This window comes from Picosynechococcus sp. NKBG15041c (assembly GCF_055380235.1).
In genome coordinates this window covers 1,708,402-1,733,858 of sequence record NZ_AP040363.1, presented here as the reverse complement: position 1 = coordinate 1,733,858, position 25,457 = coordinate 1,708,402, and the positions used below count along the sequence as shown (strand labels likewise).

The following is a 25,457-nucleotide window of genomic DNA, read 5'->3' as shown; positions in this document are numbered from 1 at the left end:
ATCAAAAAAATCAAAAATTTAGTCCGGTTTTGCCCGGGCCACCAACTGATCAAAATACCATTGCAGGAGGGGGGCGAAAAGGCTATGCAAACGATAAAGCAGTTGCATTTCGAGGCCAGGGGCAATGACGAACTGTTGGCGACGGATTCCCCGGAGAATTGTGGCTGCCACCGCCTGGGCTGTCCACATTTGGGCTGTTCCTGTAATTAACTTGGTTTCCGGCGGTTTTGTCAAATTTTCGGCCGCCAGTTGGGGGGTATCAGTATCGGGAGGATAGGCGATCGCCACCCGGATCCCCAATGATTTTAATTCTCCCCGGAGGGATTCTGCCAAGCCTCGCAGGGCAAATTTACTCGGACTGTAGGGGGTATAGCCAAATAAACCGACCAAACCTGCCCCAGAAGAGATCAGCACAATTTGTCCCTGCTTTTGGGTAGTCATGGCCGGTAGGGCCGCCCGAATCGCGTACAACGTACCAAAATAATTCACCGCCATGGTTTGCTCAAAAATGCCTAAAGGCAGTTCTTGAAAATAACCAGGATGGGCAATACCCGCTGAAGTAATCAACATATCCGGAGCGCCAAATTTCTCGATTGCCTGGGCGATCGCCCAGGCAATTTCAGTCTGTTGAGAAACATCCGCCGCAAGGGTTAAACACCGTTGCTGGGGAGTCCCAAAGGCTTGCTGAATTTCTTCTTTGGCCCCTTGGAGTCTCGCGGGGTTGCGAGCAATAATCGAAAGATTTATGTCTCCCTGCCGGGCTAACTGACAGGCGATCGCCAAGCCGATCCCACTAGATCCCCCCGTAATAATGACATGCTGCATGGTCAAGCCTCGACCTCAGCTTGGAACCTCTGGCCCACCTCAGCAAAAATTGCCAAGGCTTGATCCAGATGATCGCGGGTATGGGTGGCCATCACACTGGTGCGGAGAGCCGCTTTATTGCGTGGTACTGCCGGATACACCGCCGCATTGACATAGACCCCTGCATCCAGAAGGGCTTTGCAGAACTGCATACATTTAAAATCATCACCAATATGCACTGTAATAATCGGGGTTTGGGCCGCCCCCACCGTAAACCCGAGGGACTGCAATCCCTGCTGCCAATATTGAGCATTTTCATGGAGCTTTTGAACGCGCCAGGGTTCAGCGATTAAGATATCCAGCGCGGTCGAAGCTGCCGCCAAGGAAGTCGGGGGAATTGAGGCAGAAAACAACATCGACCGACCATTGAAACGAATCCAGTCAATGACCTTTGCCTCCGCTGCAACCCAGCCACCAATAGAGGCTAAGCTTTTTGAAAAGGTGCCACAGAGAAGATCGCTGCCACCAATCATCCCGAAATGTTCCTCGGTTCCCCGGCCCGCTTTTCCGAGAACTCCTAGGGCATGGGCATCATCTACCGCTAGAGTTGCTCCATGGCGATCGCACAACGCACGGATTTCTGGAAGGGGGGCAATATCTCCTGTCATAGAATACAGCCCATCGATGGTGACCATCGTTGCGGAATGGGGGGCAATTTGACGTAATTTTGCTTCTAAATCTTGGAGATCATTGTGGTGGTACTGGACCACCTTACAGCGACTCATAAACGCCCCATCATAGATGCAAGCATGGGCTTCGCTATCGAGGATCATCGTCGTATTTTCGTTCATCAAGGCCGAAATAAACCCCAGATTCGCCTGGTAGCCTGTGGTGAAGACGAGGGCATCTTCATGGCCCACAAAGGCGGCTAATTTTTCCTCAAATGCTCGATGTTGCTTGGTAGAACCATTTAACAAACGCGACCCCGTCAAACTCGGCCCTTCTTCTAGGGCTGCTTTTGCAGTCGCTTCCCGGACTCGCATATCGGCGGTTAGACCCAGGTAATTGTTAGAGCCCAACATAATCAGCTGGCGCCCTTCAAAAATACAGGTGGCCCCTTCGTTGCGTTCTAGGGCGCGAAAATAGGGCAACAGGTCATTGGCCCGCAGTTGATCGGCCAGGTTAAATTCCCGTGCTTTATCTAAAACATTGCGACTGGGTTTGTAGGCCAAGCGAAGCCGTTCGTCGAGATCAATGGCTGAATGTTGTGGGGACGCCTTGGGCTGTTGCCCATTGAGAGAATTGGCAGAAGTGATATTTTGTGGGGGTTGATGCTGGGAGAGATTGAGAATGTCCTGGGCCAGTTGGGAGACGGTAATCTCTTCAAAAAACTTTTCTAGGGGCACAGTCAAGTCAAATTGCTGCTCGATGTAGTGCTTAATCTCCACCACCTGCACGGAATCTAAACCGAGAGCGGCAATGGGTTGGTCTGGTTGAATGGTTTCTAGGGGGAGAGAAAGGGCTTGGGCCAATTGTCCCCGCAGCTGATCGATGAGCTCACGTGGGGTTTGGGGGGATTGTTTCGCCTGGGCGATCGCCTGGAGATATTCGGCATTGTTTTCCCCAAGAATGCTTTTCCCCACAATCACTAATTCATCTCGTAAGAAGGCTTGGCGACAGCGATGTCGTTGAATTTTACCGCTGGAAGTTTTGGGGATACTCCCGGTTTTAATCAGCACAATGCCGTAGGTCTGGAGTTCATGGTTTTGGGCGATCGCCTGGCGGACAGTTTGGGCGATCGCCCCTGGGTCTAAATTCCGGAGAAAAGTGCGCTTCACCTCCTGGACAACCATGAGTTTTTCCGTTCCATCAACCTCTACTGTAAAGGCCGCCCCACAGTTCTCCCGCAGCGCTGGATGGGCCTGTTGCGCTGTCAACTCAATGTCATGGGGATAGTGATTTTTGCCGCGAATGATGATCAAGTCCTTTAAGCGACCCGTGATAAAAAGTTCTCCTGCCTTCACAAACCCTAGATCGCCCGTGCGTAAAAAAGGTTTCCCCTGATGCGTCAGGGAAGCTCCAAAGGTTTCCCGGGTAGCCATGGGGGCCTGCCAATAGCCCTGGGCCACACTCTCGCCCTGGACCCAGATCTCCCCCGTCTCCCCTTCAGCACAGGGGAGGAAAGATTCTGGATCAACAATCGCCACTTGAGTATCTTGAGCAGGCTGACCGCAACTAACAAAGACGTTGTCTGATTCAAGCACTTTTGTGGTGATGGGGGCTTTAGTTTTGTCACCACCAGTGATGAACAGGGTCGCCTCTGCCATGCCATAACAAGGATAAAATGCCTCTGGGCGAAATCCATGGGGAGCAAATTTTTCGCTGAATTTTTCCAGGGTACTGGCTCGCACTGGTTCAGCGCCGCTGTAAGCGAGGCTCCAACTGCTCAAATCAAGGGCGGCGCAGTCGCCATCGGTCAGACGATCTAGGCAAAGATCATAGGCAAAATTTGGCCCACCACTGGTGGTTGCACGGTATTTGGCGATCGCCTGGAGCCAACGGCCAGGATGACTTAAAAAAGCCACCGGAGGCATCAAAATACTCGGAAAACCCACATAAAGGGGTTGAAAAACGTGACCAATTAGCCCCATATCATGAAAAAGGGGTAACCAGCCGACCCCAATACTCTTTTCGTGATGACCAAAGGCCTTTTGAATCAGTCGCTGGTTATGAAGAATGTTGTGGTGGGAAACCATCACTCCCTTCGGTGTCCCCGTCGAACCGGAGGTGTACTGCAAAAAAGCAAGACCCTCCCCAGCAACGGCCTGGGGTTCAAACTCACCGCCGATATTTTCCATCCCGTCCGTGGCCAGGAGCGTCAGGGTGGCAAAGTGGGTATCTTGGGTGAATTTTTGTTGAATATCTGGCAAAAAAGCCTCGGTAGTAAGGGCAAGGGCGGCCTCAGCGTTTTGGGCGATCGCCACCAGACGCGATAATTTTTGGTTACGTTTGGGGGGATACACTGGCACAGCGATCACCCCCCCATAGAGACAACCAAAAAAGGCAGTGATAAATTCTAGCCCTGAGGGATACAGCAGAAGAGCCCGTTCGCCGCGCCAGGGCGCTAACTGCTTGGCGATCGCCTTTGCTCTGTGGGCCAATTCTCCGTAGGTTAAACTCCCAGATTCAGTTTCTCCATTTTGCAAAAAAAGATAGGCTTGGGCATCAGCTTGGGTTTGTGCTCGTTGATCAAGAATATCGAGCAACGATGCCTGGGCCTGGATAGGGTGCTGGAGAAACGTCATAGAGCAGTAGGTAAAAGCGAGGGGAACGCAACGATAATGAACCCTGACTTTAAGGAATAATAAAAGAGTTTGCGGATTTTGTTACGCAGCAATATAACCTAAGGCTGACCGCCTTTGCATATTTTCTGGTTTGGGCTCCCGCAATAGACCCATCCACCAAAAGGCGATCACCCCCACGCGCGCCATGTGCAGCCCCAAAGACTCTCCGAAAATTCAAGCCCAGAACAACCTTGCTCAGACAAACAAAGGAAAGGAGATTTACTGATTTTAATTGTATGGACGTAACTGGATTCGAACCAGTGACCCCATCGATGTCAACGATGTACTCTAACCAACTGAGCTATACGTCCAAGCTGCAAACAGTATATAAATCTAGCATTAGACCTTTAAAATGCGCAAGAGCCAGACGAAAGAAAGATCAAGGATTGCTTTATCAAGAATGTTTGATTAGAATAGCATCGACTATTTAGGCCATCGCGTCCCCCTACGATCTTTGAGTCAATCTTTAGATATTCCGACCCTTGATACCCTGGCGCAAGAGCTAGCTGCCATCCAACAAACTGGCTCTAAACGCATTGCCCTTCTCGGTTCTCGGCATGTCCCGATTACCCACCAGCACCTGATCGAAATGATGAGCTACGCCCTTGCCCTTGGGGGAAACCGGATTATCACTTCTGGCGCGACAGGGACGAATTCAGCCGCAATTAAGGGGGTCATGCGGGCAGACTCTAGCCTTTTGACCGTGATCCTCCCCCAGAGTTTGGAACGACAACCCCGCGAATCCCGCGTTGAGCTTGAGAAGGTTGTTCACTTGGTAGAACACCCCGAAAATGATGAATTATCCCTCGGGGAAGCCAGTAGCCTTTGCAATAGTGAAATTATTTCCCGTTGTCAGCAATTAATTTGCTTTGCCTTCCACGATAGTGACACCCTCCTGCAGACCTGTCAGGAAGCAGAAGAGCAGCGGAAGCTGGTCACCCTCTTTTATTTTGACTAAATATTGCCACATTTGTAGGATTGATCAATGAATTTGTCCGTTACTGCTGTTCTTGTCTATTCCTTGGTTGGTGCAGTTTTTCTGGTGTACCTCCCCTATGGTGTGGTGGGTTACGCGCGGGTCAAGATGGCAAGCCAAATGAGCGATCGCCTAGAGGTTTTCCGGCAGCCTCGGGCCACGGTTGATCGGTTGCCAGGCTATGCGAAACGGGCGAATTGGGCCCATCAAAATGCCTTTGAAGCGCTGACAGTTTACGGTGTAGCTTGTTTAACGGCCTTGGTGACGGGGGTTGATTCCCCCTGGGCCATGGGAGCGGCGATCGCCTTTCTGGTTGCCCGCACCCTCTATCCCCTGTTTTATATCCTGAATATTCCTGTGCTGCGGTCAATGATGTTCGCAGTGGGGAATGTGGCAAACATCATTCTGTTTTCCCTGAGTGTCATAGCTGTCCAGGGTTATTAACAGTTTGTTGTCCTTGGGTTTGAAAAATGCTGTATTCGACCCAAGTTTTATCGTAGCTTTTTACCTGTTGCATTCAACGAAAACATTCTATGGCTTCTACAAGTTCCTTTGATGTGGTGAGCGACTTTGACCGTCAAGAGTTGGTCAATACTATTGATCAAGCGCTCCGGGATATTAAAACCCGCTATGACCTCAAGGATACCAATACCACCATCGAATTAGGCGAAGATACAATTACGATCAATACCACCAGTGACTTCACCCTGGATGCGGTGCAAACAATCCTGGTGACAAAAGCGATTAAGCGCAATCTCTCGCCGAAGCTCTTTGATTATGGCAACCCAGAATCGGCCAGCGGCGGGCGGATCCGCCAAGTAATTAAACTGCGCCGGGGCATTTCTAAAGATGATGCCAAAGTGATTACGAAGCTTGTTAAAACCGATTTTAAAAAGGTGCAAGCGGCAATTCAAGGGGATGCGGTACGGATTTCTGCAAAGTCCAAAGATGATCTCCAAGATGTAATGCAGGCAATTCGTGATCTAGATTTTCCGATGCCAATTCAGTTTAATAATTACCGTTAATAGCCCAGGCCAGTAACATTGAGAAATGTTAAATCGTAGTAGGACAAAATGTAGGCGATCGCCAACAGAAGCCCGCTAAAAAAGTGAAATTTCACAGCGATAAACTTACAGTTTTTCACTCTTTCTGGCTTGTCGTGGTTCAGGCGGACATGGTTGATCAGCTCCAGGGCAAAGGGGGCACTGCCAAAACTAAGGAGCATCCAGGGAGACCAAATGCCGGCGGCCACTAACAGGCAAGTCAAGGCCAGAACTCCCACAAGGCTGTAAGTCAAGACCGCCGCCCCCCGCTCCGTGCCCAGACGAACAATGGGTGATTTTTTGCCAGCGGCGAAATCGTCCTCGACTTGGTGAAAATGGGAGCAAAAAAGAATAATACTGGTTGTAAAAGAAACCCAAAGGGAAGCCCACACTGCATTCATTGTCAGGGTCTGGGCTTGGCTATAAAACACCCCTAACCCGGTAATGAAGTAGGCCAGAAAGCAAATCCATTCACCGATGCCCAAATAACCCAGACGAAACGGTGGCCCCTGGTAAGTGTAGGCGATCGCCGTGGCGATGAAGATCAAATTAAAGACCATCCAATCCTGCTGGAGGTAACTCATGAAGGCAACACCGCCCAGGCCTAGCCCGAGGAAACCAAGGGCGACACGAAAAACGAGGGGGCGATCACCCGTGAGATTCACCAGGGAAGAAGCTTTGTTCACATCGATCCCCGTGGCTGCATCAAAAACATCATTGCTGAGGTTCATCCAGGCAATCAAGCAAATCGAAATCCCCAGAAAAAGCCCGAGCCGCCCTAAATCAAAGACACCTAATTCTCCATAGGCCGCCGCCGTAGTGACAAGCACCGGGGTGATCGCCACCGTATAGATGGGGGGTTTCAGGGCAGCTAGCCACAGACGCCTAGTCTCTGAGGTTGTCAAGGTGGGAGGATTTTCCGTGAGCATTTCTTCTTTAAACGAGCAAATTATTCAGAAAAGTGTACCGCAACCTTTTCCGGGATGCTCTTTTCCTCGTATTTTTCAAGCACTGACGCGCTTAAGTCGTCGCTGTGCCCTGGGCCATCTGCATCATTTCAACGAGGACGGTATGAGCCTCTTTCGCATTTTTTAGGGTTTTCGGGAAAGGTATCGTGACCGCTGTTGTGGCGCCAGTGGTGGTGCGGACTTCGAGCTGCATCCCTGTGGCATCAAGGGACAACATTTCTGCAGCTGCGGCGTTTTCACAATGGCCAAAATGTTTGGCATAGAGTAAGACGGCCTCTCCATGGTCTTTGTTCATGTGGCGGCAAATGCGATCGCTAACGGCTTGGGTAATAATTTCAGACATGGTTAGTGGTTTTTTAAAAAATAAAAAATGTTTGCAACAAATTGGCAGCGACTGAGGTTCGCGCTGCACTGATCGGATTTTACCCGGAGGGCGATCGCCCAGGGCCAGGATTTGGATAAAAATCGGAATGACAGGATTCGAACCTGCGACCCTCGCGTCCCAAACGCGATGCGCTACCAAACTGCGCTACATTCCGTTGTACTAGAGTTCTATTCTAGGACAAATTGACCCCAGAACCCAGTCTTTTAAAAGAAAAAAATTTTGTCTGGGTGCAACGATACCAATCCCTAACTGGGATACCAAAACATCCCTTTAATCCCTTCGGGATCGAGGATAAAGCCCAAACGCCGATAGAAATCAACCACCTGGGGATCTGCGAATAGGGTGATGTTACTGATGTCCGATTCCCGCAATTTTTTGATGATGAACTGCATCAAGCCTTTACCCAGACCTTGGCTTTGGAATTGGGGATGAATCACCACATCCCAAACCGTGGCATTAAACGCACAATCGGAGGTGGCCCGGGCAAAACCAATTAAGCGACGCCGTTTATCATTGCGTACTTCCCAGACCGTGACCACCAAAAAACTATGTTGAATTGCCTTGCGTACTTTTCGAATGGGCCGTCTCGCCCAACCCACTTGGTCACAAAGTTCTTCTAATTCGTAGAGGTCTAGGTCTCGATCAAGGCTAAAAAAGATCCGGGGTTGCCCCGCAGATTCGAGTTGTGAATCATTGAGCTGGGCGCTCGGAACGTCAACGGTGGGATTAAGGAGTCGTTTCAGGAAACCCATGTTCATTGGCTGGGGCGATCGCCTCGGGTGAAATCGCAGGACAAGAAAAATCGATATGCTTGATAATCTTACAAGATTTTTTGATCAAGCCTGGGGGATTGTTCCCAAGGCGCCAAAAGGGAGAAGCAACGGAGTTCCTGAAGTACACTGAAGGGGTCAGGGTTGCTCGGAGATCTAACTCAAATTACCGCGACTGTCCCGTCAGTATTCTAAAAAAGGCCCCACACCCACCATGACCGATGCGCTCAAACCATCCAACCTAGAGCTGCTCAAGCGCTTTAACCGTTCATTTCCCGAGTTTTATGAACAGTTTGTCAGTAGTGACGCCCAATTTCAAAACCTGCAATTGGCCTATCAGCTCTATCGTTCCAAGGAACCACTGATCGAAGTTAACACCGATGGCTCCCGGAGTACGTTTCAATTTGCCTACCGCAACCAATCCTTCCTTCTGAGCGATATTTTCGGCATCCTGACGGCCTATGGTCTAACCATCCACAATTTGAGTCTCTATGGCCAGACCCAAGCGCCGATGTTGGTTTTCATCAAACTCAGTATCTCCCGCAACAATCAGTCCCTAAGCCCAAAAACAGCGGACAATCTCTGTCGGGCGATCCGGGAGGCGATCGCCGGACGATTTGAGGTTGAAGAAATGCTGGCAGTTGAATTTAACTTCGATCAGGGCCTCGATCAGGTGAGCACAGAGTTTTATATCGATCCGGTATTTCATCTGCCGACCCTGATTATCGAAGCAGAAGAACAGGTGGGGCTGCTTTACCGGGTCATGTATGCCATTTGGCAAGAAGATCTGTTGGTGATTAATGCCAACCTTGTTTCCTGGCGCGGCCGCACAAGATTAATTCTCTATCTGTTTGGCCCCAATGAAAGTGCAATTCCAGACTATTTGGGCCAGCGGATCGCTGTCAGTGTGCGCGATCGCCTCCTCCGTCCCCAGCATTAGCTTTGCTGTGATTTTTCCCGAAAGCCATCCTTTGTTTACAATAAAAGACGGCGCAGTATGAGCCCATCAACCGCGAAACTTTATGGCAACAACGATCATTCGGGATGTGCTCCATACCTATGAGCTAACGCCGGCCCCCCACCCGCACCATCACCTCGGCGGTTGCGCGGAGCGGCCTGTCCTCGTTTTTATCCATGGCTGGCTCCTCAGTCGCATCTATTGGCAACCCCTAATCCAATCCTTGCAGTCAGACTATGATTGTCTCACCTATGATTTGCGTGGTTTTGGGGAATCGGCAGCCAAAATCAAGGGCGATCGCTATCCAAATCAAGGCTATACCCTTGCCGAATATGCCACTGACCTCCAGCACTTACTCCAAACCCTGCATTTAGAAAATGTCTGGCTTGTCGGTCATTCCCTAGGGGGCAGTATTGCCCTTTGGGGAGCGGCGGCCTGTGCTGACCGCGTGCGAGGGGTCATCTGCCTCAACTCCGGCGGTGGCATTTACCTCAAAGAAGATTTTGAAAAATTTCGCACTGCAGGGCAAGCATTGGTTAAAAATCGCTGGCCGATGCTCAAGCACTTACCCCTGTTAGATGTGGTCTTTTCTCGACTGATGGTCCACCGGCCTCTCAAACGCCATTGGGGAAAGCAGAGAATCCATGACTTTCTCCAAGCTGATGCCCAAGCAGCCCTGGGCTCTCTCCTAGAAACCACCACCGAACAGGAAGTCCATCATCTTCCCCAATTGATCGCAACATTATCTCAACCTGTTTATTTCTTGGCGGGTCAGCAAGATATGGTGATGGAGTTAAAATATGTGCGCCATTTAGCCAGTTTCCACCATGGTTTTGGTTGTCGGGGGGACAATGTTCTGGAAATTGAACAATGTGGCCATTTGGCGATGTTAGAACAAGTGGCACAAGTGGCAGAAAATATCCGCAAAATTTTAAGTCAACATAGCCTCTAAGGGGACTGTAAAAGTGTAGAGAGATTGTCTACAATGCTTAGTAGAGAAATATTAATGCGCCCTGCTCAAACTTTGGAGAAGCTTATGCTACACCGCAAGATTAATCAAATCTGCAATGATGAAAAGGAAGTTTGCATATTCTTGCGGGATCAACAGCGCTGGATTGAAAATGCAACAATCACAGCCTTTGAGGGGGAAATTCTGACTATTCGTTATGAAACGGAAGAAGAAGACGAAATTTCCTCCTGGGAAGAACTGGTTCGTTTAGAAAGTGTTGGGGCCATCACCCAAAAACTAGCTTCGGTACCAAAAATGGACGTGGAAATTGCCGTTTCTGAGGATTGTCCGGCGGCGGAACAGATTTTCCCCCATTTTCCGGATGCTAAAAACCAGGACTAGGATTCCTGGATGAGCTCGTCGGTCTTGGCGATCGCCCTAAATTCTGGACAATATCCCTCCGGTGTCACCTTAAAGCGATACAGGGGGGATTTTGGTTGGTGACAGCGCAACCCTTTTTGAAAACAACAATTAAAACAGCAGTCCAGATGCTCAAATCGCTGGGCATCCATATTGTGGCGCAGCAATTCCCGTTCGTGGATACCCCGCAGCACCAGTTCTTCCCCCTGCCAACGGGCTTCCACTAGACCTGTGTCAGCAAAGGTTTGCCAACGGGGATCCTCCGCGAGGCCATTGGGCAGGCTAATGGTGATCCAAGTGCCCACTTCGTTGATTTCTCCTTCATACTCGGTCTGCTCTGGGCCTTGGGGCTGGAGAAATGTGGCGCCGATGGGCAGATCAACCCATTTTCCTGGCGCTGGGCAATGGAGCTGGTAGCGACTCTGGAGCTCTTCAAGGGCCGTGAGATCTTCGAGATCTTGGGGGGAACCATGAAAAAAGACCACATGCTGGGGCCGGAGGTTATGGATGAGTTGGGTGGTGTTGCGGCCATCACTATGTTCAGCGAGGAGATAGGTTTCGATCTGGACATTTTTCTGGGGGGCGATCGCCGCCAGGGGAGGCGTGTCAAAGTTCAGCCAAACCCCAGGGTGTTCCGGTAAAAGCAGCAAACAAGGGGAGGAAGAGCCTTCGCAATATTTAGCGAAGTCGTTGGCATAGTCGGTAATAATCACATGGTTCCCCGCCGTGAGATCGGGATATTCTCCTGGAGCCAGGCGGTGCATGCGTGGATAAACCCGATCATCCCAAAAAAGAGCCTGATGGCGGGCAAAATTCTGGACAGGATTCGGTAATTCGGCCAAGAGCTCTAAATACAAATCGCAGCCCCGCGCCACTTGACCTTCAACCCAGATATCAACTTTTTTCCCCGTAAACTGATGGTGCGATCGCAGCAGTTTGAGAATTTCTTGGCCGAGACCCAGGCGCGGCACTGGCAAAATTACAGATTGCCCCACTTCTAAGGCTTCAAGGATTCTTTGGGTGAGGTACTTTTCCTGCTGGCGGCGGTGGGGATGGCGCATGGTTCCGTAGCTCCCCTCCAAAATCAGCACATCTGGCTGGAGACCCCGTAGAGCTTCGATGGACAGACCATTGACCAGTTGGAAGTGGGAAACTGCAAAATCTCCGGTATAGAAGAGGGAATAGTTCCGCTCAGGGGTCTGGAGGGTAAAGAGGGCCGCTGCCGCCCCAGGGAGATGCCCCGCGGGGAATAGTTGGATCGTCAAATTTTCGGCAATTGCCACAGGCGATCGCCAGGGAATAATGTTTCCCAAATTCTCTGGGATCACTGCACCGGGCCAATTGAGGGGCAACAGGGTTTTAGTTGCTGCGCTGAGAAAAATAGGGACTTCTGGCCAATGGCGATGAAGCTTCAGCAGTCCCTCGGCATGGTCTCGATGGGCATGGCTACAAAACACCATGTCCGGGGGGTTTGCCTGGTTGAGTAAAGGTTCTAAATCAGTAATGCCACAGTCTAAGAGCAGTTGATAGGGGCCTAGTTTTATCTGTAGACAGACGCCTTCTGCCTGATACCCAACGGCATGGGGATAGCAGGCTAAGGGGGACAAATCTGGGGTCGTGACAGGGGACATTAGGCACAAAAAATCCTAGAATCCCAGGAAGGCGATCGCCGCGGGAGATCCTAGAGCATCGCAAAGAAATTTAAGGAGTGGACCTTGTTCGAAAAGGGGAGAGGAGAGCCCGCCATAGGGCTTGATGACTAATGGGCAGAACCGTTGCCATGGTAGTCATCTGAATCATAAAAACCATTTTTTGTGCCAAAAAATAGGCAAGCAATGGTGAAAATGCCAGTGAGGGCCAGTAACAATAATTTGATATCCATGGAGAATCTACAACTGGAGCTTACGGTTTTATCATAACGATTTTTCTTGGGGGAAGAAATTAACTTTTGTGGCGGTAAAATGGCAGATTTTACGGGAAATTTTGCGATTTTGTTAGGGATTAGGGGAAATAGAGAGTCCGCTGTAATTGCCAGTAGTCTCGGCCCAGGCTTCATAGTCGGTAATCAGTTTTGTGAGGAGCTGTTTTTTGATGCGCTGGAGGATTTCTTTGAGGAGGCGATCGCCTGTTTTGCGAATGAGGACTTTGGGGGTCAACCATAGGGGGGGCGGTAATTCGAGCTTGACCTGCAGATCCGCCTGACCCTGGAGTGACCATCGCCGATGGTGACGCACTGGTCGCAGCAAACCTTTTACTTCAAGGCAAAATCCCTTCATAAATGCCTCAAGACCCCGCAGTTGATAATCGATGCTTTTGATATGGACATGGCCATGGCGATCGCACCAAATCTGTAGGGTGACAATGGGTTGAAATTGATACAAATCTAGAAAGCCGATAGGCCGCATCTGCAATTGATATTGATCAGGGGCCAATTTTTTCGTACGCTCTGGGTCGGCGATCGCCCCCACAAGGGTATCAATCTCCCGTAGATACTCCTGAATTGGCCGGGGAGCATCTGGCACAGAGAGAGAAATCGCTTCGAGGGCATGGAATCGAATGGCCATAGAAAATAACAACTTAATTTCAACTTTTACATCTATACAGAGAAACCTTCTCGGGCTGGCCCAAAAACGACATCGAGAAAATTCCCCAAAAGGCCCAAAATTGACGCAAGAACAAGGATTTTCCCGGATATGTAACGCAACGTAAACTTATATCACCTTTTCGCCAAGGGACTTCTGGCCCTGCGGTAAACTAACCCATAATCCAGAATGCTGACATAATCAAACCACATTCTTGTAGGAGTTAACACTCAATGTCTCATAGCGTTAAAATTTACGACACTTGCATTGGTTGCACCCAGTGCGTCCGTGCTTGTCCCCTTGATGTCCTAGAGATGGTTCCTTGGGATGGCTGTAAAGCCGGTCAGATTGCATCTTCCCCCCGTACTGAAGATTGTGTAGGCTGTAAGCGGTGTGAAACTGCTTGCCCCACCGACTTCCTTAGTATCCGGGTTTACCTCGGTGCCGAGACCACCCGTAGCATGGGTCTGGCTTACTAAATTCTACCCGTTTAAGACAAGCCTTTTTTGGATTGGGTCATATTAAAACACTATCCCATTAACATTTTCAATCATTCTGGTCATCCCCGGAGAGACGTTTTGTTCTCTCCTTTTTTTATGGCCAAATTAAGCGCTTCAAGGGAACGACCCTGGGTTGTTTTGTGACGCAATGTGACGCAATAGATTTTGTATTTGCCTGCCCTAGGCATTGTCAGCACTATTGACTAGTGAATCACTATTGACTAGTGAATAATGATAATTTCATTACGTTAGCATAGGTTTAGACTGCCTGTTGCACTCCATTGGTGGGAGTCCACATATCCCATCAGTTAAAAAATTAGTCATAATTTGTGCATGAATTTTTTCGCAAATCCTTGGTTCGCGGCGATCGCCCTCAACTCGGCCCTTATTTTGCTGGCCTTTAGCCTCCCCAAAAAACTCCTCACCCCTTGGGGCTATCTCCATGCTTGGCTGCTAGGGGTGCTGGTGTGGGGCTGTCTCAGTTGGCAGGGTTACACCGTGGTGATGTTTTACTTCTTGGTGGGGGTCGCCGTTACCAAGGTTGGCAAAGCAATCAAAGAAGCCGCTGGCATTGCCGAAGGTCGTGGTGGTTTGCGGGGCCCAGAAAATGTTTGGGGCTCAGCGCTGGTCGGGACGCTCTGCGCCCTTGGCACGCTCCTCGCCCCAGAAAATCTCCAACCCCTGCTATGGCTTGGGTATGTGGCCAGCTTTAGCACCAAACTGTCTGACACCAGCGCCAGTGAAGTGGGGAAAGCTTACGGCAAGCGCACTTTTTTGATCACCACCTTCAAGCCCGTCCCCCGAGGCACAGAAGGGGCTGTGAGTTTGGAAGGCACCCTCGCTGGGATCGTTGCTTCGGTGGCGATCGCCTTCGTCGGTTATGGAGTTGGTTTAATCGATGGACTGGGAATTTTTTGGTGTGGGGTGGCGGCATTTGTGGCGACCAATATCGAAAGTGTAATCGGCGCAACGATTCAGGAAAAATTCGCCCTCTTAACCAATGAAGTGGTCAATATTTTCAACACCCTCGTGGGGGCCAGCGTGGCGATCGCCCTCGGGGTTATTTACGGCCTATTCGTGGTTTAGCCATGGGCGGGGCAAAAAAGAATCTTCTACACTAGAGGGACAGATTTTTACGGGTTGATGCCGAGTTTGCCATGGTTGCCACCGTCAGTTTAGATGCCATTCTCCATAAACATCGGATTCGCCCAGACATCCAAGCCCTCCAAGGGGAGATCGTCCAATGGCGTCGTCAAATTCACCAGAAACCAGAATTGGCATTCCGGGAAAATGCGACGGCCCAATTAATCAGCCACAAGCTTACAGAATGGGGGATCCCCCACGAAACGGGCATTGCTGAAACGGGTATTGTTGCCCTGATTGAAGGCCATGCAACCGGGAAAGTGCTGGGAATCCGCGCCGATATGGATGCCTTGCCCATCCAAGAAGAAAACGAAGTTGATTACCGTTCCCAGCATTCAGGGGTGATGCATGCCTGTGGGCACGACGGCCATGTGGCGATCGCCCTGGGTACAGCCAAATATCTCCAGGAAAATCGAGATCGCTTCCGGGGGGCCGTAAAAATAATTTTTCAACCTGCCGAAGAAAGTCCCGGTGGTGCGAAACCGATGATCCAAGCAGGCGTGCTGCGGAACCCCGATGTGGATGGGATCATTGGCCTACACCTCTGGAATAACTTGCCCTTAGGCACTGTCGGTGTACGCCCCGGCGCGTTGATGGCGGCCGTGGAAAGCTTTAATCTGCGGGTGCAAGGCAAGGGGGGCCACGGCGCCTTACCCCACCAAACCGTCGATGCAATTGTCGTCGGCGCTCAGATCGTTGGGGCTCTGCAAACCCTAGTTTCGCGCATTGTGAATCCCCTCGATGCGGCGGTGGTCACCGTGGGAGAGTTTAAAGCAGGCCACGCGATGAATGTGATCGCTGACTATGCCGACCTCAAAGGGACCATCCGCTATTTCAATCCCCAATTGGAAAAAACCATCGGCGATCGCCTCGAAACCATCGTCAACGGCATTTGTCAGAGCTACGGCGCCAGCTACAAACTCGACCATGTGCACCTCTATCCACCAACGATCAACGATCCGGCCATGGCCGAACTGGTGCGTTCCGTGGCCGAAGAGGCGATCGAAACTCCCCTCGGCGTGATGCCCGAATGTCAGACCATGGGCAGCGAAGATATGTCGTTCTTCCTGCGGGAAGTGCCTGGTTGTTATTTTTTCCTGGGTTCGGCGAATCCCTACTTTGACCTAGCCTATCCCCACCACCACCCCCGCTTTAACTTTGATGAAAGTGCCCTCGGGATGGGGGTCGAAATGTTTGTGCGCTGCGTTGAAAAATTCTTAGCTTAATCCAATGAAACTCCACGCCAATTTACAGGAGCGGGTCGTCCTCGATACCCAAACTCTGCCCTGGCAAACTTCCCCGATGGCCGGGGTAGAGCGGCGTCTATTAGACCGTGATGGAGCAGAGGTGGCCCGAGCCACATCCCTAGTACGCTATGCTCCCGACAGTTATTTTTCGGCCCATACCCACGGTGGCGGTGAGGAATTTTTTGTCCTTGAAGGCACCTTTGCCGACGACTACGGGGAATATCCGGCGGGCACCTATGTGCGCAATCCCGTTGGCTCCAGCCATCGCCCCCACAGTGAAACGGGCTGCACAATTTTTGTGAAACTCTGGCAGATGGATCCGGCCGACCAAACCTTTGTGCGGGTGAATACCCGTCAGCAACCTTGGGTGCCTGGCTTAGTAAAAGGCTTATTAGTGATGCCTTTACATAACTTCCAGGGGGAAAATGTCGCCCTTGTGCGCTGGGAGCCGGGGACTTATTTTCAGACCCATCGCCATTGGGGTGGGGAAGAAATTTTTGTTCTAGAAGGCACCTTTGAGGATGAACAGGGAATTTATCCAGCGGGAACTTGGCTGCGCAATCCTCCTGATAGTATCCACACCCCCTTCAGTCGGGAGGGGTGCATTATCTATGTAAAAACAGGCCATTTATAGCGTTTTTACTCTTTTTTTTGGGGTGGCCTAATGCCGAAAAGGTCCCCCGAATTGAGGCATTTGGAGGGCTAAGCAATGTTCTTTAATCTGGGCAATGTAAAAAACTGGCAACCAGCAGCCCATGGTCTGTCTAAGTCTTTAGGTTAGAATTCCTTAAAATTCAATGAAAATCCTGACGGAGCGGTATGACTTTTTTTCTGCAGGGTGATGAATTCTTTAAGGAACAAGATATTAAGTTAGACCCACCGATTTTTCTTGATCATCGATCGCCCTTAAAGCAGGCGATCGCCCTCATGACGGGTACAAAAACGGAGTCACCCCAGAGCTGTTTGATCATTACCACAGGCGATCGCCTGGTCGGCATTCTGACCGAGCGGGACTTGGTGCGACTTTCTTTATCTGAGAGAACCCTCAACGAAACTCGGGTCCAGGACATCATGACCAGCCCCGTGGTGACCATCGAATCGAAAAATTTTACGGATGTTTTTTCAGCCTACAATTTAATGCGCCGCCACCGGATTCGTCACTTACCCGTGGTGGACGCGCAGCAGCGGGTGGTTGGCGTGGCGACCCTAAGTTCCCTACGCCAGGCGCTCCATTTAGGGTATTTTTTACGGTTTCGGGAAGTGCGCGAAGTGATGTCAGCCCAGGTCATTTCGACTGAGCCAGAGACGCCCGTGCTAGAAGTCGCCCAGATCATGGCCCGACGGCGCATTAGTTGTCTAGTGATCGTGGCGACAGAGGCGGATCTGCTCAAACCTATCGGCATCATCACCGAGCGGGATATCGTCAAACTCCAGGGGGCAGAAGCTGATTTTAAAACCTTGACCGCCGGGGTCGTGATGAGTCAGCCGGTGATTCAACTGCAGCCTGATTCATCTTTGGCGATCGCCCAGGAATTATTTCAATACCATCAGGTGCGCCGGATTGTGGTGACGGGGAAAAACGGTGAACTCCAGGGGATTTTAACAGAGACGAATTTATCCCAAATTCTCGATCCTCTAGAGTTGTTCGGCATGCTAGAAATTTTGCAGCGGCGAGTAAAGCAGTTGAGTGAAGACCGCGATCGCCTGCTCCCCCGCGAAAATCTCCAGCTCCAGCAAGCCCTCGACCAACGGGAATTTCTGCTCCATTACCAACCCCAACTCGATATCCGCACAGGACAAATTATCGGGGCCGAAGCCCTCGTCCGTTGGCAGTCACCGGAACGGGGGATGATTCCACCGGGAGAATTTATCTCCCTGGCCGAAATGACGGGGTTTATCGTGCCCCTGGGAGAATGGATTTTGCGCGAAGCCTGTCGCCAGGGGAAACAATGGCAACAACTCGGTCTGCCGCCCCTACAAATTTCGGTGAACCTTTCGAGCCGGCAACTGCAAGATCCGCAGTTGGTGACCCGGATCAAAGCAATTTTAACCGAGACCGGACTCGATCCCCAGTGGCTAAAGCTAGAGCTGACGGAAAGCTCCCTGGTGGACAATATTGATCTCACCCTGAGTCAATTCCAAAAAATTAAAGCCCTTGGGGTGGCGATCGCCATTGATGATTTTGGGACGGGCTATGCATCCCTGGGTTATCTGCAACACTTTCCCTTTGACACCCTCAAAATTGACCGTTGCTTTGTGGCCAATATCCACCAAAACCCCAAAAATGCCGCCATCACCACGGCCTTGATTAATATGGCCCAGCAGCTCAACTTTTCTGTCATTGCCGAGGGGGTCGAAACCGTGGCAGAAATGGAATTTCTCCGTCAACTCCACTGCCATGCTTTCCAAGGCTTTCTATTTAGTCGCCCCTTACCTGCTGACGCTTTTATAAAATTTTTCCGCGACCACCTGCGCAAACATGCCGAATAACCCTCCAAAATAATTGCTCGACTCTTAAAAGCCCCCTTCGGAGGGGGGACTTAGGGGGATGGTTGCCTTCTCCAACGGGAGAGTCCAAAGGGGAGGTTACGCTAAAGCGAGGCGCTGAAACATCGTCTGTCGCGCTTGTCTGGCGAGTTCATCGTCCAGGGGCGCCAGGTTAATCTCTGTTTGATATTTGCGCTGGAGGGCTTTTTCGAGGAGCCAATCGGCCAGAAATGGATTTTTCGGCAGGAGCGGCCCGTGGGCATAGGTGGCGATCGCCTTTTGATAAAATGCCCCTTCCCAACCATCTTCACCATTGTTGCCATAGCCTTTGAGCACTTTGCCGAGGGGTTGTACATTGCCCAGATAGGTGCGACCGCCATGGTTCTCAAAACCGATCGCCACGGGGCGATCGCCTAATTTGGCCTTCAGTTCTGTGGCCAGGGGCTCGGCGGTGATTTCAAAGGCCACATTGCCGATGCAGCGTTTTGCCCCAAAGCCTGGATGTTTACTGACGAGGTCTAAAATCCCCAGGCCGTCGATCCGCTGTCCCTGGGCGGGTTCGTAATATTTCCCCAGCAGTTGCGGTGACCCGCAGGTAAACACCCCGGGTACTTGGTCTTCGATTAGGGCTTTTAATTTTTCGGCCTTGGCCCCCTGGAGATCGCGCATGACGATTTCCTGCTGTCGGTCCTGGGCGCCACCGCCGACGATCAGATCCACTGCATCCCACGCTTCAAGGGGTGCTTCTTTGTCCAAAGCCACCACGTCCACGGTGATCTGTCGCCATTGGGCTCGCTTTTCGAGGCAAATGACATTGCCACGATCGCCATAGGTTCCCATCAGGGTCGGATAGAGCCAGCCGAGCTTGAGGTGCATCGTCATGGGGGATAGTCTCTGCAAAAAGAATGCCCCCTATCTTACCCCGTTCTCTCGGCAATTAACTCCGAAAAAGGCGAGTATATTGGGTTTCGTGGTTCATGCTCGCGAGACTTAAGCCCCAGGTGCAGGCGCACAGATCCATTTCTTCTTGGGTAATTAGAGTGTCTGCTAAGGAGGCGATCGCCTGCTGTAAGTGGTAAATAATTTGTTGACCTTGGGTCTGTCCCAGGGGGATCAGCTTCACGCCGGCGCTGACCAAATTGCTCACCCAGCTGTGCAGATATCCTAAAATTGCCTGCTTGGGGTCAATGTCCCAGAGGGCGATCGCCACCCCAAAGGCGATCGCATAGTGGCAATTTTTGCCGAGGGGCGATCGCAGCACCTCAAGTTTTGTTTTTTTATCTGGGTCTAAATCTCCCAGGAGCTTCAGGAAGCTATTCCCCATCTGGATGCTTTGTTGGTGCAGTTCTTTGGTTTCCCGGGTGCCGTTGAGCCAACTGTTCCAATATTGCAACTGAGCCAGGTTATCACAGGCGATCGCCTCCACGACTGCCAGCATTACCTGGACATCAATGCGGATTGAACCATAGCTTAGTTCTCGGTTTAGCCAGTGCTGGAATTTTTCGGGGGTGTCTAGTTGGGAGGAATGCTCCACGAGAAACTCCAGCCCCTCGGAGTAGTTGTAAGAACCCAATGGGAAACTGGAGTTGATGATTTGAAAAAGAAAAGTCACGGGTCAGTCACGCTCGACAGTTGACTCATATTAAAGATAAGCACAGAGCTTTAGTTTGCATTAGTAGATAACACATGCTCCAGGTGTCGTACTGGTCACTACGCTTTGTGGTGTTAAAGAATCACCACTGATATTTCTTGCGACCACGGAGTAGCATCTTCGTTTGTTGGTCGAAGATGTCGTGAAAATATGAGTTGCTGGCTTATCTGTAAAGACGGGATTCTCATTGAAACGAACAATTGAAGCTGAACTTTCGATGTTATTCCGGTCTACAACTGGATTGCATGTTGAATTTTTGTTGTTGCTTTCACAGGTAAAAACATAATATCGACCCGCTGGGAATGGAAAATCCCAAGTAATATTGACTGTGTATTCTGTGACACCATTACTGGTGTTCGCTGTTGTTGTCCGAGCATCGACATTGGTAGGGGCAGTATTATAAACATGACCTGTTGTTGAGCAAGCTCTTAAGTCGCCCCGCGTTGGTGTTTGCGCAAATGTAGTAAAACCGTTCCAACTAGTACTCGACAAATTATTTGATACATTCAAGGTACTGCCATTGTTCCAACCGGTGAGTGAAGAAGATAGGCTCCCTGTAAAACCAGCGCCCGTCCAAAGACTCGTTACAGCAGAAGCAGTTTTGCCGACTAGATCCGGAACGACGCAACCAGTACCAGTGATCGTCACTGACGAGCTACAAATCAGATCAGTCCCGGCCGAAACGCTTTGAGCACTTACTTTGTCACTATCGCTTAAAAACTTTTCAGTAATTAGCTGATCCGCTTGGAAGCCCGCGGCCACCCAGTCACTTTGCGCTTCTGTCAGACTCTTTCTCGCTGGATCTCCTACCGGACGGGCCATTTCTGGCACTGTGCAGGCTTGGTCATCAACCTTAACGAGAGTCGCACAATCGATACTGTAGTTACCACCTGTCAGGGTGGGGGTAATCATTTCCCCAGATACAGGATTTCTAAATTCTAAGGCATCAATTGTTTCACCATCAGCCACTGCCGTAGCATCAAAAGTATTGCCATAGAAGCCAGCTGTTGTCCAATTCGTCTGGGCTGTACTGGCGTTTTGACCAATAATAAGATCAGGGTCAATTGTACAAGTTTTGGCCTCCTTGACTTCGATACTAGCATCACAAAACTGCACTTCTCCAGGGGGAATGCTCTGCCAGGTCAAATTTGCCCCACTAGGACCCGCATAGGTTAAAGTCCCAGTAAATTCAGCCCCACTCCAAAGAGTGGTGCGATTATTGGAGTTTGTACCTCGGAATTCAGGAACAGTACATTTTTTCTCACCAATCGTTACTGGCGCAGAACAGAATGTCGTGCTTGTTCCTGCGGGTGATTGGGTGCCAACAGTAAAGGTGGTGATCCCTGGACGAACATCGTTGGTAATCGTCGTAAAACCAGCAGTGGTTAAATCTGTGGTTGCGGCAGTATTAGATTTATTGACGACATTGGGTACAGTACAGGTTTTTTCCGTAACTTGAATAGACGCAGTACAAATAACCTCAGTACCATTTTCTGCAAATGGCTGAGGCGAAAGAACTTGTTCACCAATTGTCTGGTTGATCGTACTAAGGTCTGTGCTTGAGTCAATGTTAAAGCCTTGTGCCGTAAAATTACCCGTAAAAGCACTACTATCCCAATTACTTTTAGCTGAACTAATCGTTGTTGAGCCATCGGCATAGTTAGGAACTGTACAGACATCGTCTGCGTCGCCTGCATCCATGGTTGTATTTGTACAGTCTTGCTGGCTATTAGCTGGCAGCCCTTGAATGGCGATCGTTTCACCATCGGCTCCGATGAGATCTAAGTTGCTTAAATTAAAACCAGCTGTGTCCCATAATTCTTCAGCTTCAGCTTTTGTTTTACCAGCTAGATCAGGAATGATACATCTTTGGGGTGGTGGGGCATTTCTTGTCACAAATTTAGTTGCAACAATTAAAAAGTCTTCTGCAGAGAGTGTTTCTCGATCTTCGACGTTGAGGCGGCCATATAACGCAAGGTCAGCAGTACGGAAAGCACTATTGATACAGACGACAAAGCCTGTGTTTGGGATGGCAATCAAATCATCACTACCTGAACAACCGGTATCAGGAAGACTACTAATATCACTAGCGATGCCATCAACGAGCACTTCTGCCGGTTGGGTTCCTTCTTTTCTTCGAATTACCCCAGGCCCAGACCAAACATCACTGGCAGTAACAGGGTCATAGTAATACTCAATAATACTATTGTCTGCTTTGACGATTTGTAGTCGCGTATCAACCGGACTATCTTCATTCCCTTGAACTCTTGTTGCCTCACGGATATCATCGGCAATAAAATCTAAAGCGCGGTTGAGTTCGATCCGGCGCACAGATTGCAACTCGGAAACTTGGTTTCTCCGACTAACATAAACGATGGCATAACCTGCTGCACTCACGACAATAGAACTCAAGGCGATCGCCAGCAAAATTTCTATCAGTGTAAAGCCGTTATTTTTTGGAGAGTTGTAGCGTGCAAGTTTGCCAAGTTTCATGGTTTTAGGACACTGAAAAAGAATTGAGTTGGTAATGAACAGGAATAAAGACTTTAGAGAGACTTAAGTAGATTAAAATGGTTTAATTCAGATGATTTTGAACTTAACTCTTAAACCTGACCCGTGATACATTTTGCTTCATCAGTAGATGTATCACTGGGGCCTGAAGTTTCATAAGTGCCGACACGAATCAAACCTAAAGCTCTGGAAATAACTAAACAGCGCTCATAGTTGCCATTGCCACGAAAAACGAATACTTCTTGACCATCATTAAAATTGTCGTCTGTAGGTACTCCCTTAAAGTCTAATTGAATAACATTGTTCGGATCATTATTTGCCAAGGTGTGTCGATAGGTAACTTGAGACATTGTTCTAGGGCCAGTAACTAAGCATCCTCCAGTGATATTTATAGTCTCACCCGATGGACTAAAGGCAAGGTCGCAATTGCTACTTTTTTTAAGAGCTTCCCGTTGTGCTTCTTGCAGGGCGCCTCTGGTGCGATCCAAAGCTTCATTGACTCGGCCTCGGTTAACTAATCCCAAAAAACTAGGGGCAGAAATAGATGCCAAAATGCCCACAATTAACATGCCTGTGAGTAATTCAATGAGTGTAAACCCTTTTGTGGTGGGAACAAGGCGTAGTTGATTGATCATTCTTTAATCGTCACATCACTCATATACTGATTACCGGATAAAAGGACAACTACCAGATGCTTCTGGAGTGATTTCTGCTTGGAGTTCAGCGATCACGACATTAGCATTTTCTGCATCCTCAACAGAATAACTAAGCCGCAGTACATTCCACGCCGAAAAAGTCTCCGTTCGGTTTAAGTTATAGCTTTTGTTGAGAAGTACTACTGGTGAGTTTACTGGTGGCAAAGTATTTGCGAAAGACTCAATAAAGGCTGTAGAGAAGCTCTGTCGACATAAAGCAATTAGCTGACTGTCAATATTTTCAGGATTAGCAGAAGTGGACAAAAAACGTAGTTCCTCCAAGTCAGCACGGATGACGTTAGTCGCTTCACTGACACGACGCGCTCTTACTTTAAACACTGTACCGATCACGATCGCCTGGGTTGCGATCAGTGTAAATGTTGTCGCAATCAAGATTCCCGCAAGCACCTCAATAAAAGTGAACCCACGGTATTGCTTTTGGTTTAAACGTAAGAGCAGTGACCACAAATTAGTCATTAGATAAACGCCTCCAGTTGATAAAAGGCCGGAGGACGGGCGGTGTAGGCGTATCTCCATCTAACACACCAGTTTGTCCAAGAATATCTTCAACGGCTGTCAGGTCGTCCATTGTTAATTCTTGTTTAACGATAATTTAGTTAGAGCTTGACCCACAGGGCAAAGTCGCCCCACTAAGCAGCGTGATTTCACTGTTTGAAACTTGTTTAACCCAAACAGTGCCATAAATTGTCGCAGCAGCGCCACCACCACCATTGACTCCATAGGTATAGTCTGGGCCAAGCACGAAATAACTAGATTCTGGGGTCCCATTCATACACAGAAAAAAGTCTGGGGTTGCGAAAGAGCCGGCTGGCGTACCTGTGATCCCTCGACCATAAAGCTGGAAAAAAGCTTTATTGTTAGCAGCATTCACAGTGTTCATTTCCAAGTGACGGATGGAAGCATTCCCCCCAACGCTGACGCTGCCATTGACATGAAAAATAACCATTTGTTGACGGGTTTCCCCAGCAACAGTCTTTGTACCCGTGCGAACTGTAACGGTGCTGCTTCCCCCTAAGTTAATACTCAGGGGACTTTTAGAACCATTGGGAACCGTGCCGATGTTGTAGTGATAGACCTCGGTTGTGACGCCATCAATGGTGCGTGTAACAAATTTATCTGGCGTCCCACCTTCCCGAGGAAAGGTGGCATTACCAGTGATGGCTGCGATTTCATTGCGGTTCTCAAGGGCAGGGAGAGGAGGAAGATCGGGTTGGCTGACTCCTGGTGCTGGGATGACCTGTCCGGGGCCAACAATTGATTCCTGTAGAGCGTCCAATACGCCGTCAGCAAAAATATCGCACCCTGAGCCAGTGACGCCACTCACCATAATATCTCCTTCTACCTTCTGGTTCCCTTCTAGGTAAGGGGATAAACTCCAGAGGCCAGGTACGCTGCGCACGGCTGGCTGGTTTTTGAGAATAGGAATTTCCACTTGGAGGGAACTAATAGCAGTACCCAGGTCACTATCACCTGTATCATCTTCACTATCAGTATTGACACGCCCTTTTACGTGGAGAATTCCACGCCCGATAAGTACGCCAGCATCGATGTTTTTCTCATCATCTTTGTCAGCGCCGATGTATTCATAGCTGATGACTTGAAACTGTCCTTCTTCTGGTCGATTTTCGTCAATAGGAACCCAAACACCGCCAACGTAAAGCTCCAATTCGTCAACAGCTTCATTAATGGCAGTTTCTGTAAAGCATTGATCGACAATGATTGGATTGGTGTCAGCATTAGCGACCAATGTTTCCCAAGTTTGGTCATTTTGCCAGGAATAGGATTGGAGACCATCACTTGATGGATATTGGGAAAAAACACGATTTGCTGTGAGGAAGTTATAGACGCGGTTTATACCTGTTTCGGCAGCAGCAAGACCTGATGAAGTTTCCCGTTGGGCGATCGCCGTAGTTTGATCATCCTGGCTGCGGTAGATCATGGTGGCGCCGATGATGAGCATGAAAAATCCCAACCCAAATACCAATGGCAACACAAAACCCTTT

25 protein-coding genes and 2 tRNA genes are annotated in these 25,457 nt (G+C 49.7%); 11 read left to right on the top strand and 16 right to left on the bottom strand.

What is annotated here, in order from left to right:
- Positions 1-18: 18 nt before the first annotated feature.
- The 3 genes from ACZ45B_RS08365 to ACZ45B_RS08355 all read right to left on the bottom strand — a co-directional run bounded on the left by ACZ45B_RS08365 (position 19) and on the right by ACZ45B_RS08355 (position 4,459).
- On the bottom strand, positions 19-825 hold the full coding sequence (locus ACZ45B_RS08365; RefSeq protein WP_024545889.1) for an SDR family oxidoreductase: 807 nt from the start codon (positions 823-825) through the stop codon (positions 19-21).
- Between the two features lie 2 nt (positions 826-827).
- The gene (locus tag ACZ45B_RS08360; protein ID WP_024545890.1) at positions 828-4,109 is read right to left on the bottom strand and encodes an aminotransferase class I/II-fold pyridoxal phosphate-dependent enzyme; all 3,282 of its coding nucleotides are present in this window, start codon (positions 4,107-4,109) and stop codon (positions 828-830) included.
- Positions 4,110-4,385: 276 nt separating this feature from the next.
- Positions 4,386-4,459 (bottom strand) — tRNA-Val (locus ACZ45B_RS08355).
- Positions 4,460-4,602: 143 nt separating this feature from the next.
- Between ACZ45B_RS08355 and ACZ45B_RS08350 the strand changes: the two genes are divergently transcribed.
- From ACZ45B_RS08350 to ACZ45B_RS08340, 3 genes are all read left to right on the top strand, one after another.
- On the top strand, positions 4,603-5,106 hold the full coding sequence (locus ACZ45B_RS08350) for a hypothetical protein (protein WP_024545891.1): 504 nt from the start codon (positions 4,603-4,605) through the stop codon (positions 5,104-5,106).
- A gap of 27 nt (positions 5,107-5,133) precedes the next feature.
- On the top strand, positions 5,134-5,568 hold the full coding sequence (locus ACZ45B_RS08345; protein WP_024545892.1) for an MAPEG family protein: 435 nt from the start codon (positions 5,134-5,136) through the stop codon (positions 5,566-5,568).
- An 89-nt stretch (positions 5,569-5,657) separates the two neighbouring features.
- Positions 5,658-6,149 carry a YajQ family cyclic di-GMP-binding protein gene (locus ACZ45B_RS08340; protein WP_024545893.1) on the top strand — a complete coding sequence of 164 codons (492 nt, stop codon included), beginning with the start codon at positions 5,658-5,660 and terminating at the stop codon, positions 6,147-6,149.
- On the opposite strand, the gene menA is transcribed toward ACZ45B_RS08340, so the two are convergent.
- The 4 genes from menA to ACZ45B_RS08320 all read right to left on the bottom strand — a co-directional run bounded on the left by menA (position 6,146) and on the right by ACZ45B_RS08320 (position 8,272).
- Complete coding sequence (gene menA / locus ACZ45B_RS08335) at positions 6,146-7,096, bottom strand: 2-carboxy-1,4-naphthoquinone phytyltransferase (RefSeq protein ID WP_024545894.1); 951 nt, start codon at positions 7,094-7,096, stop codon at positions 6,146-6,148. The genes ACZ45B_RS08340 and menA overlap by 4 nt on opposite strands.
- A gap of 91 nt (positions 7,097-7,187) precedes the next feature.
- A complete protein-coding gene (locus ACZ45B_RS08330) occupies positions 7,188-7,478 on the bottom strand; it encodes a DUF2470 domain-containing protein (RefSeq protein WP_024545895.1) in 291 nt (96 codons plus the stop codon).
- Between the two features lie 122 nt (positions 7,479-7,600).
- A tRNA-Pro gene (locus tag ACZ45B_RS08325) sits at positions 7,601-7,674 on the bottom strand.
- A 91-nt stretch (positions 7,675-7,765) separates the two neighbouring features.
- Positions 7,766-8,272: a GNAT family N-acetyltransferase gene (locus ACZ45B_RS08320; protein WP_024545896.1), complete on the bottom strand. Its 507-nt coding sequence runs from the start codon at positions 8,270-8,272 to the stop codon at positions 7,766-7,768.
- Positions 8,273-8,504: 232 nt separating this feature from the next.
- Here ACZ45B_RS08320 and ACZ45B_RS08315 point away from each other — a divergent pair, with 232 nt between their 5' ends.
- The 3 genes from ACZ45B_RS08315 to ACZ45B_RS08305 all read left to right on the top strand — a co-directional run bounded on the left by ACZ45B_RS08315 (position 8,505) and on the right by ACZ45B_RS08305 (position 10,599).
- Complete coding sequence (locus tag ACZ45B_RS08315; RefSeq protein ID WP_024545898.1) at positions 8,505-9,230, top strand: hypothetical protein; 726 nt, start codon at positions 8,505-8,507, stop codon at positions 9,228-9,230.
- 82 nt (positions 9,231-9,312) lie between these two features.
- Positions 9,313-10,200: an alpha/beta fold hydrolase gene (locus tag ACZ45B_RS08310; protein WP_024545899.1), complete on the top strand. Its 888-nt coding sequence runs from the start codon at positions 9,313-9,315 to the stop codon at positions 10,198-10,200.
- Positions 10,201-10,284: 84 nt separating this feature from the next.
- Complete coding sequence (locus ACZ45B_RS08305; protein WP_024545900.1) at positions 10,285-10,599, top strand: DUF6679 family protein; 315 nt, start codon at positions 10,285-10,287, stop codon at positions 10,597-10,599.
- Here ACZ45B_RS08305 and ACZ45B_RS08300 read toward each other — a convergent pair.
- The 3 genes from ACZ45B_RS08300 to ACZ45B_RS08290 form a co-directional block, all read right to left on the bottom strand.
- A complete protein-coding gene (locus ACZ45B_RS08300; RefSeq protein WP_029681809.1) occupies positions 10,596-12,248 on the bottom strand; it encodes an MBL fold metallo-hydrolase in 1,653 nt (550 codons plus the stop codon). The genes ACZ45B_RS08305 and ACZ45B_RS08300 overlap by 4 nt on opposite strands.
- Before the next feature lie 128 nt (positions 12,249-12,376).
- Positions 12,377-12,499 (bottom strand): membrane protein, encoded by a 123-nt coding sequence (locus tag ACZ45B_RS08295; RefSeq protein ID WP_038027883.1) that lies wholly within the window; start codon positions 12,497-12,499, stop codon positions 12,377-12,379.
- A 112-nt stretch (positions 12,500-12,611) separates the two neighbouring features.
- A complete protein-coding gene (locus tag ACZ45B_RS08290; RefSeq protein WP_024545902.1) occupies positions 12,612-13,181 on the bottom strand; it encodes a DUF1997 domain-containing protein in 570 nt (189 codons plus the stop codon).
- A 251-nt stretch (positions 13,182-13,432) separates the two neighbouring features.
- Here ACZ45B_RS08290 and psaC point away from each other — a divergent pair, with 251 nt between their 5' ends.
- From psaC to ACZ45B_RS08265, 5 genes are all read left to right on the top strand, one after another.
- Entirely contained in the window at positions 13,433-13,678 is a 246-nt protein-coding gene (psaC, locus tag ACZ45B_RS08285; protein WP_012307203.1) for a photosystem I iron-sulfur center protein PsaC, read from the top strand.
- A 354-nt stretch (positions 13,679-14,032) separates the two neighbouring features.
- Entirely contained in the window at positions 14,033-14,785 is a 753-nt protein-coding gene (locus tag ACZ45B_RS08280; protein WP_024545903.1) for a TIGR00297 family protein, read from the top strand.
- Positions 14,786-14,856: 71 nt separating this feature from the next.
- Complete coding sequence (locus ACZ45B_RS08275) at positions 14,857-16,068, top strand: M20 metallopeptidase family protein (RefSeq protein WP_024545904.1); 1,212 nt, start codon at positions 14,857-14,859, stop codon at positions 16,066-16,068.
- A 4-nt stretch (positions 16,069-16,072) separates the two neighbouring features.
- Entirely contained in the window at positions 16,073-16,723 is a 651-nt protein-coding gene (locus tag ACZ45B_RS08270) for a cupin domain-containing protein (RefSeq protein WP_024545905.1), read from the top strand.
- A 185-nt stretch (positions 16,724-16,908) separates the two neighbouring features.
- Positions 16,909-18,579, top strand: coding sequence for an EAL domain-containing protein (locus ACZ45B_RS08265; RefSeq protein WP_024545906.1), 1,671 nt, complete (start codon positions 16,909-16,911; stop codon positions 18,577-18,579).
- 96 nt (positions 18,580-18,675) lie between these two features.
- Here the strand turns inward: ACZ45B_RS08265 and ACZ45B_RS08260 are convergent, their stop codons facing one another.
- From ACZ45B_RS08260 to ACZ45B_RS08235, 6 genes are all read right to left on the bottom strand, one after another.
- Complete coding sequence (locus ACZ45B_RS08260) at positions 18,676-19,452, bottom strand: type 1 glutamine amidotransferase (RefSeq protein WP_024545907.1); 777 nt, start codon at positions 19,450-19,452, stop codon at positions 18,676-18,678.
- 61 nt (positions 19,453-19,513) lie between these two features.
- Positions 19,514-20,188 (bottom strand): urease accessory protein UreF, encoded by a 675-nt coding sequence (locus ACZ45B_RS08255; protein ID WP_464674849.1) that lies wholly within the window; start codon positions 20,186-20,188, stop codon positions 19,514-19,516.
- Positions 20,189-20,248: 60 nt separating this feature from the next.
- Positions 20,249-22,720: a PulJ/GspJ family protein gene (locus ACZ45B_RS08250; RefSeq protein WP_024545908.1), complete on the bottom strand. Its 2,472-nt coding sequence runs from the start codon at positions 22,718-22,720 to the stop codon at positions 20,249-20,251.
- A 110-nt stretch (positions 22,721-22,830) separates the two neighbouring features.
- A complete protein-coding gene (locus ACZ45B_RS08245) occupies positions 22,831-23,373 on the bottom strand; it encodes a pilus assembly FimT family protein (protein WP_024545909.1) in 543 nt (180 codons plus the stop codon).
- Positions 23,374-23,403: 30 nt separating this feature from the next.
- A complete protein-coding gene (locus ACZ45B_RS08240; protein WP_024545910.1) occupies positions 23,404-23,910 on the bottom strand; it encodes a type IV pilus modification PilV family protein in 507 nt (168 codons plus the stop codon).
- Between the two features lie 136 nt (positions 23,911-24,046).
- Entirely contained in the window at positions 24,047-25,414 is a 1,368-nt protein-coding gene (locus tag ACZ45B_RS08235; protein ID WP_024545911.1) for a hypothetical protein, read from the bottom strand.
- Positions 25,415-25,457: the final 43 nt, after the last annotated feature.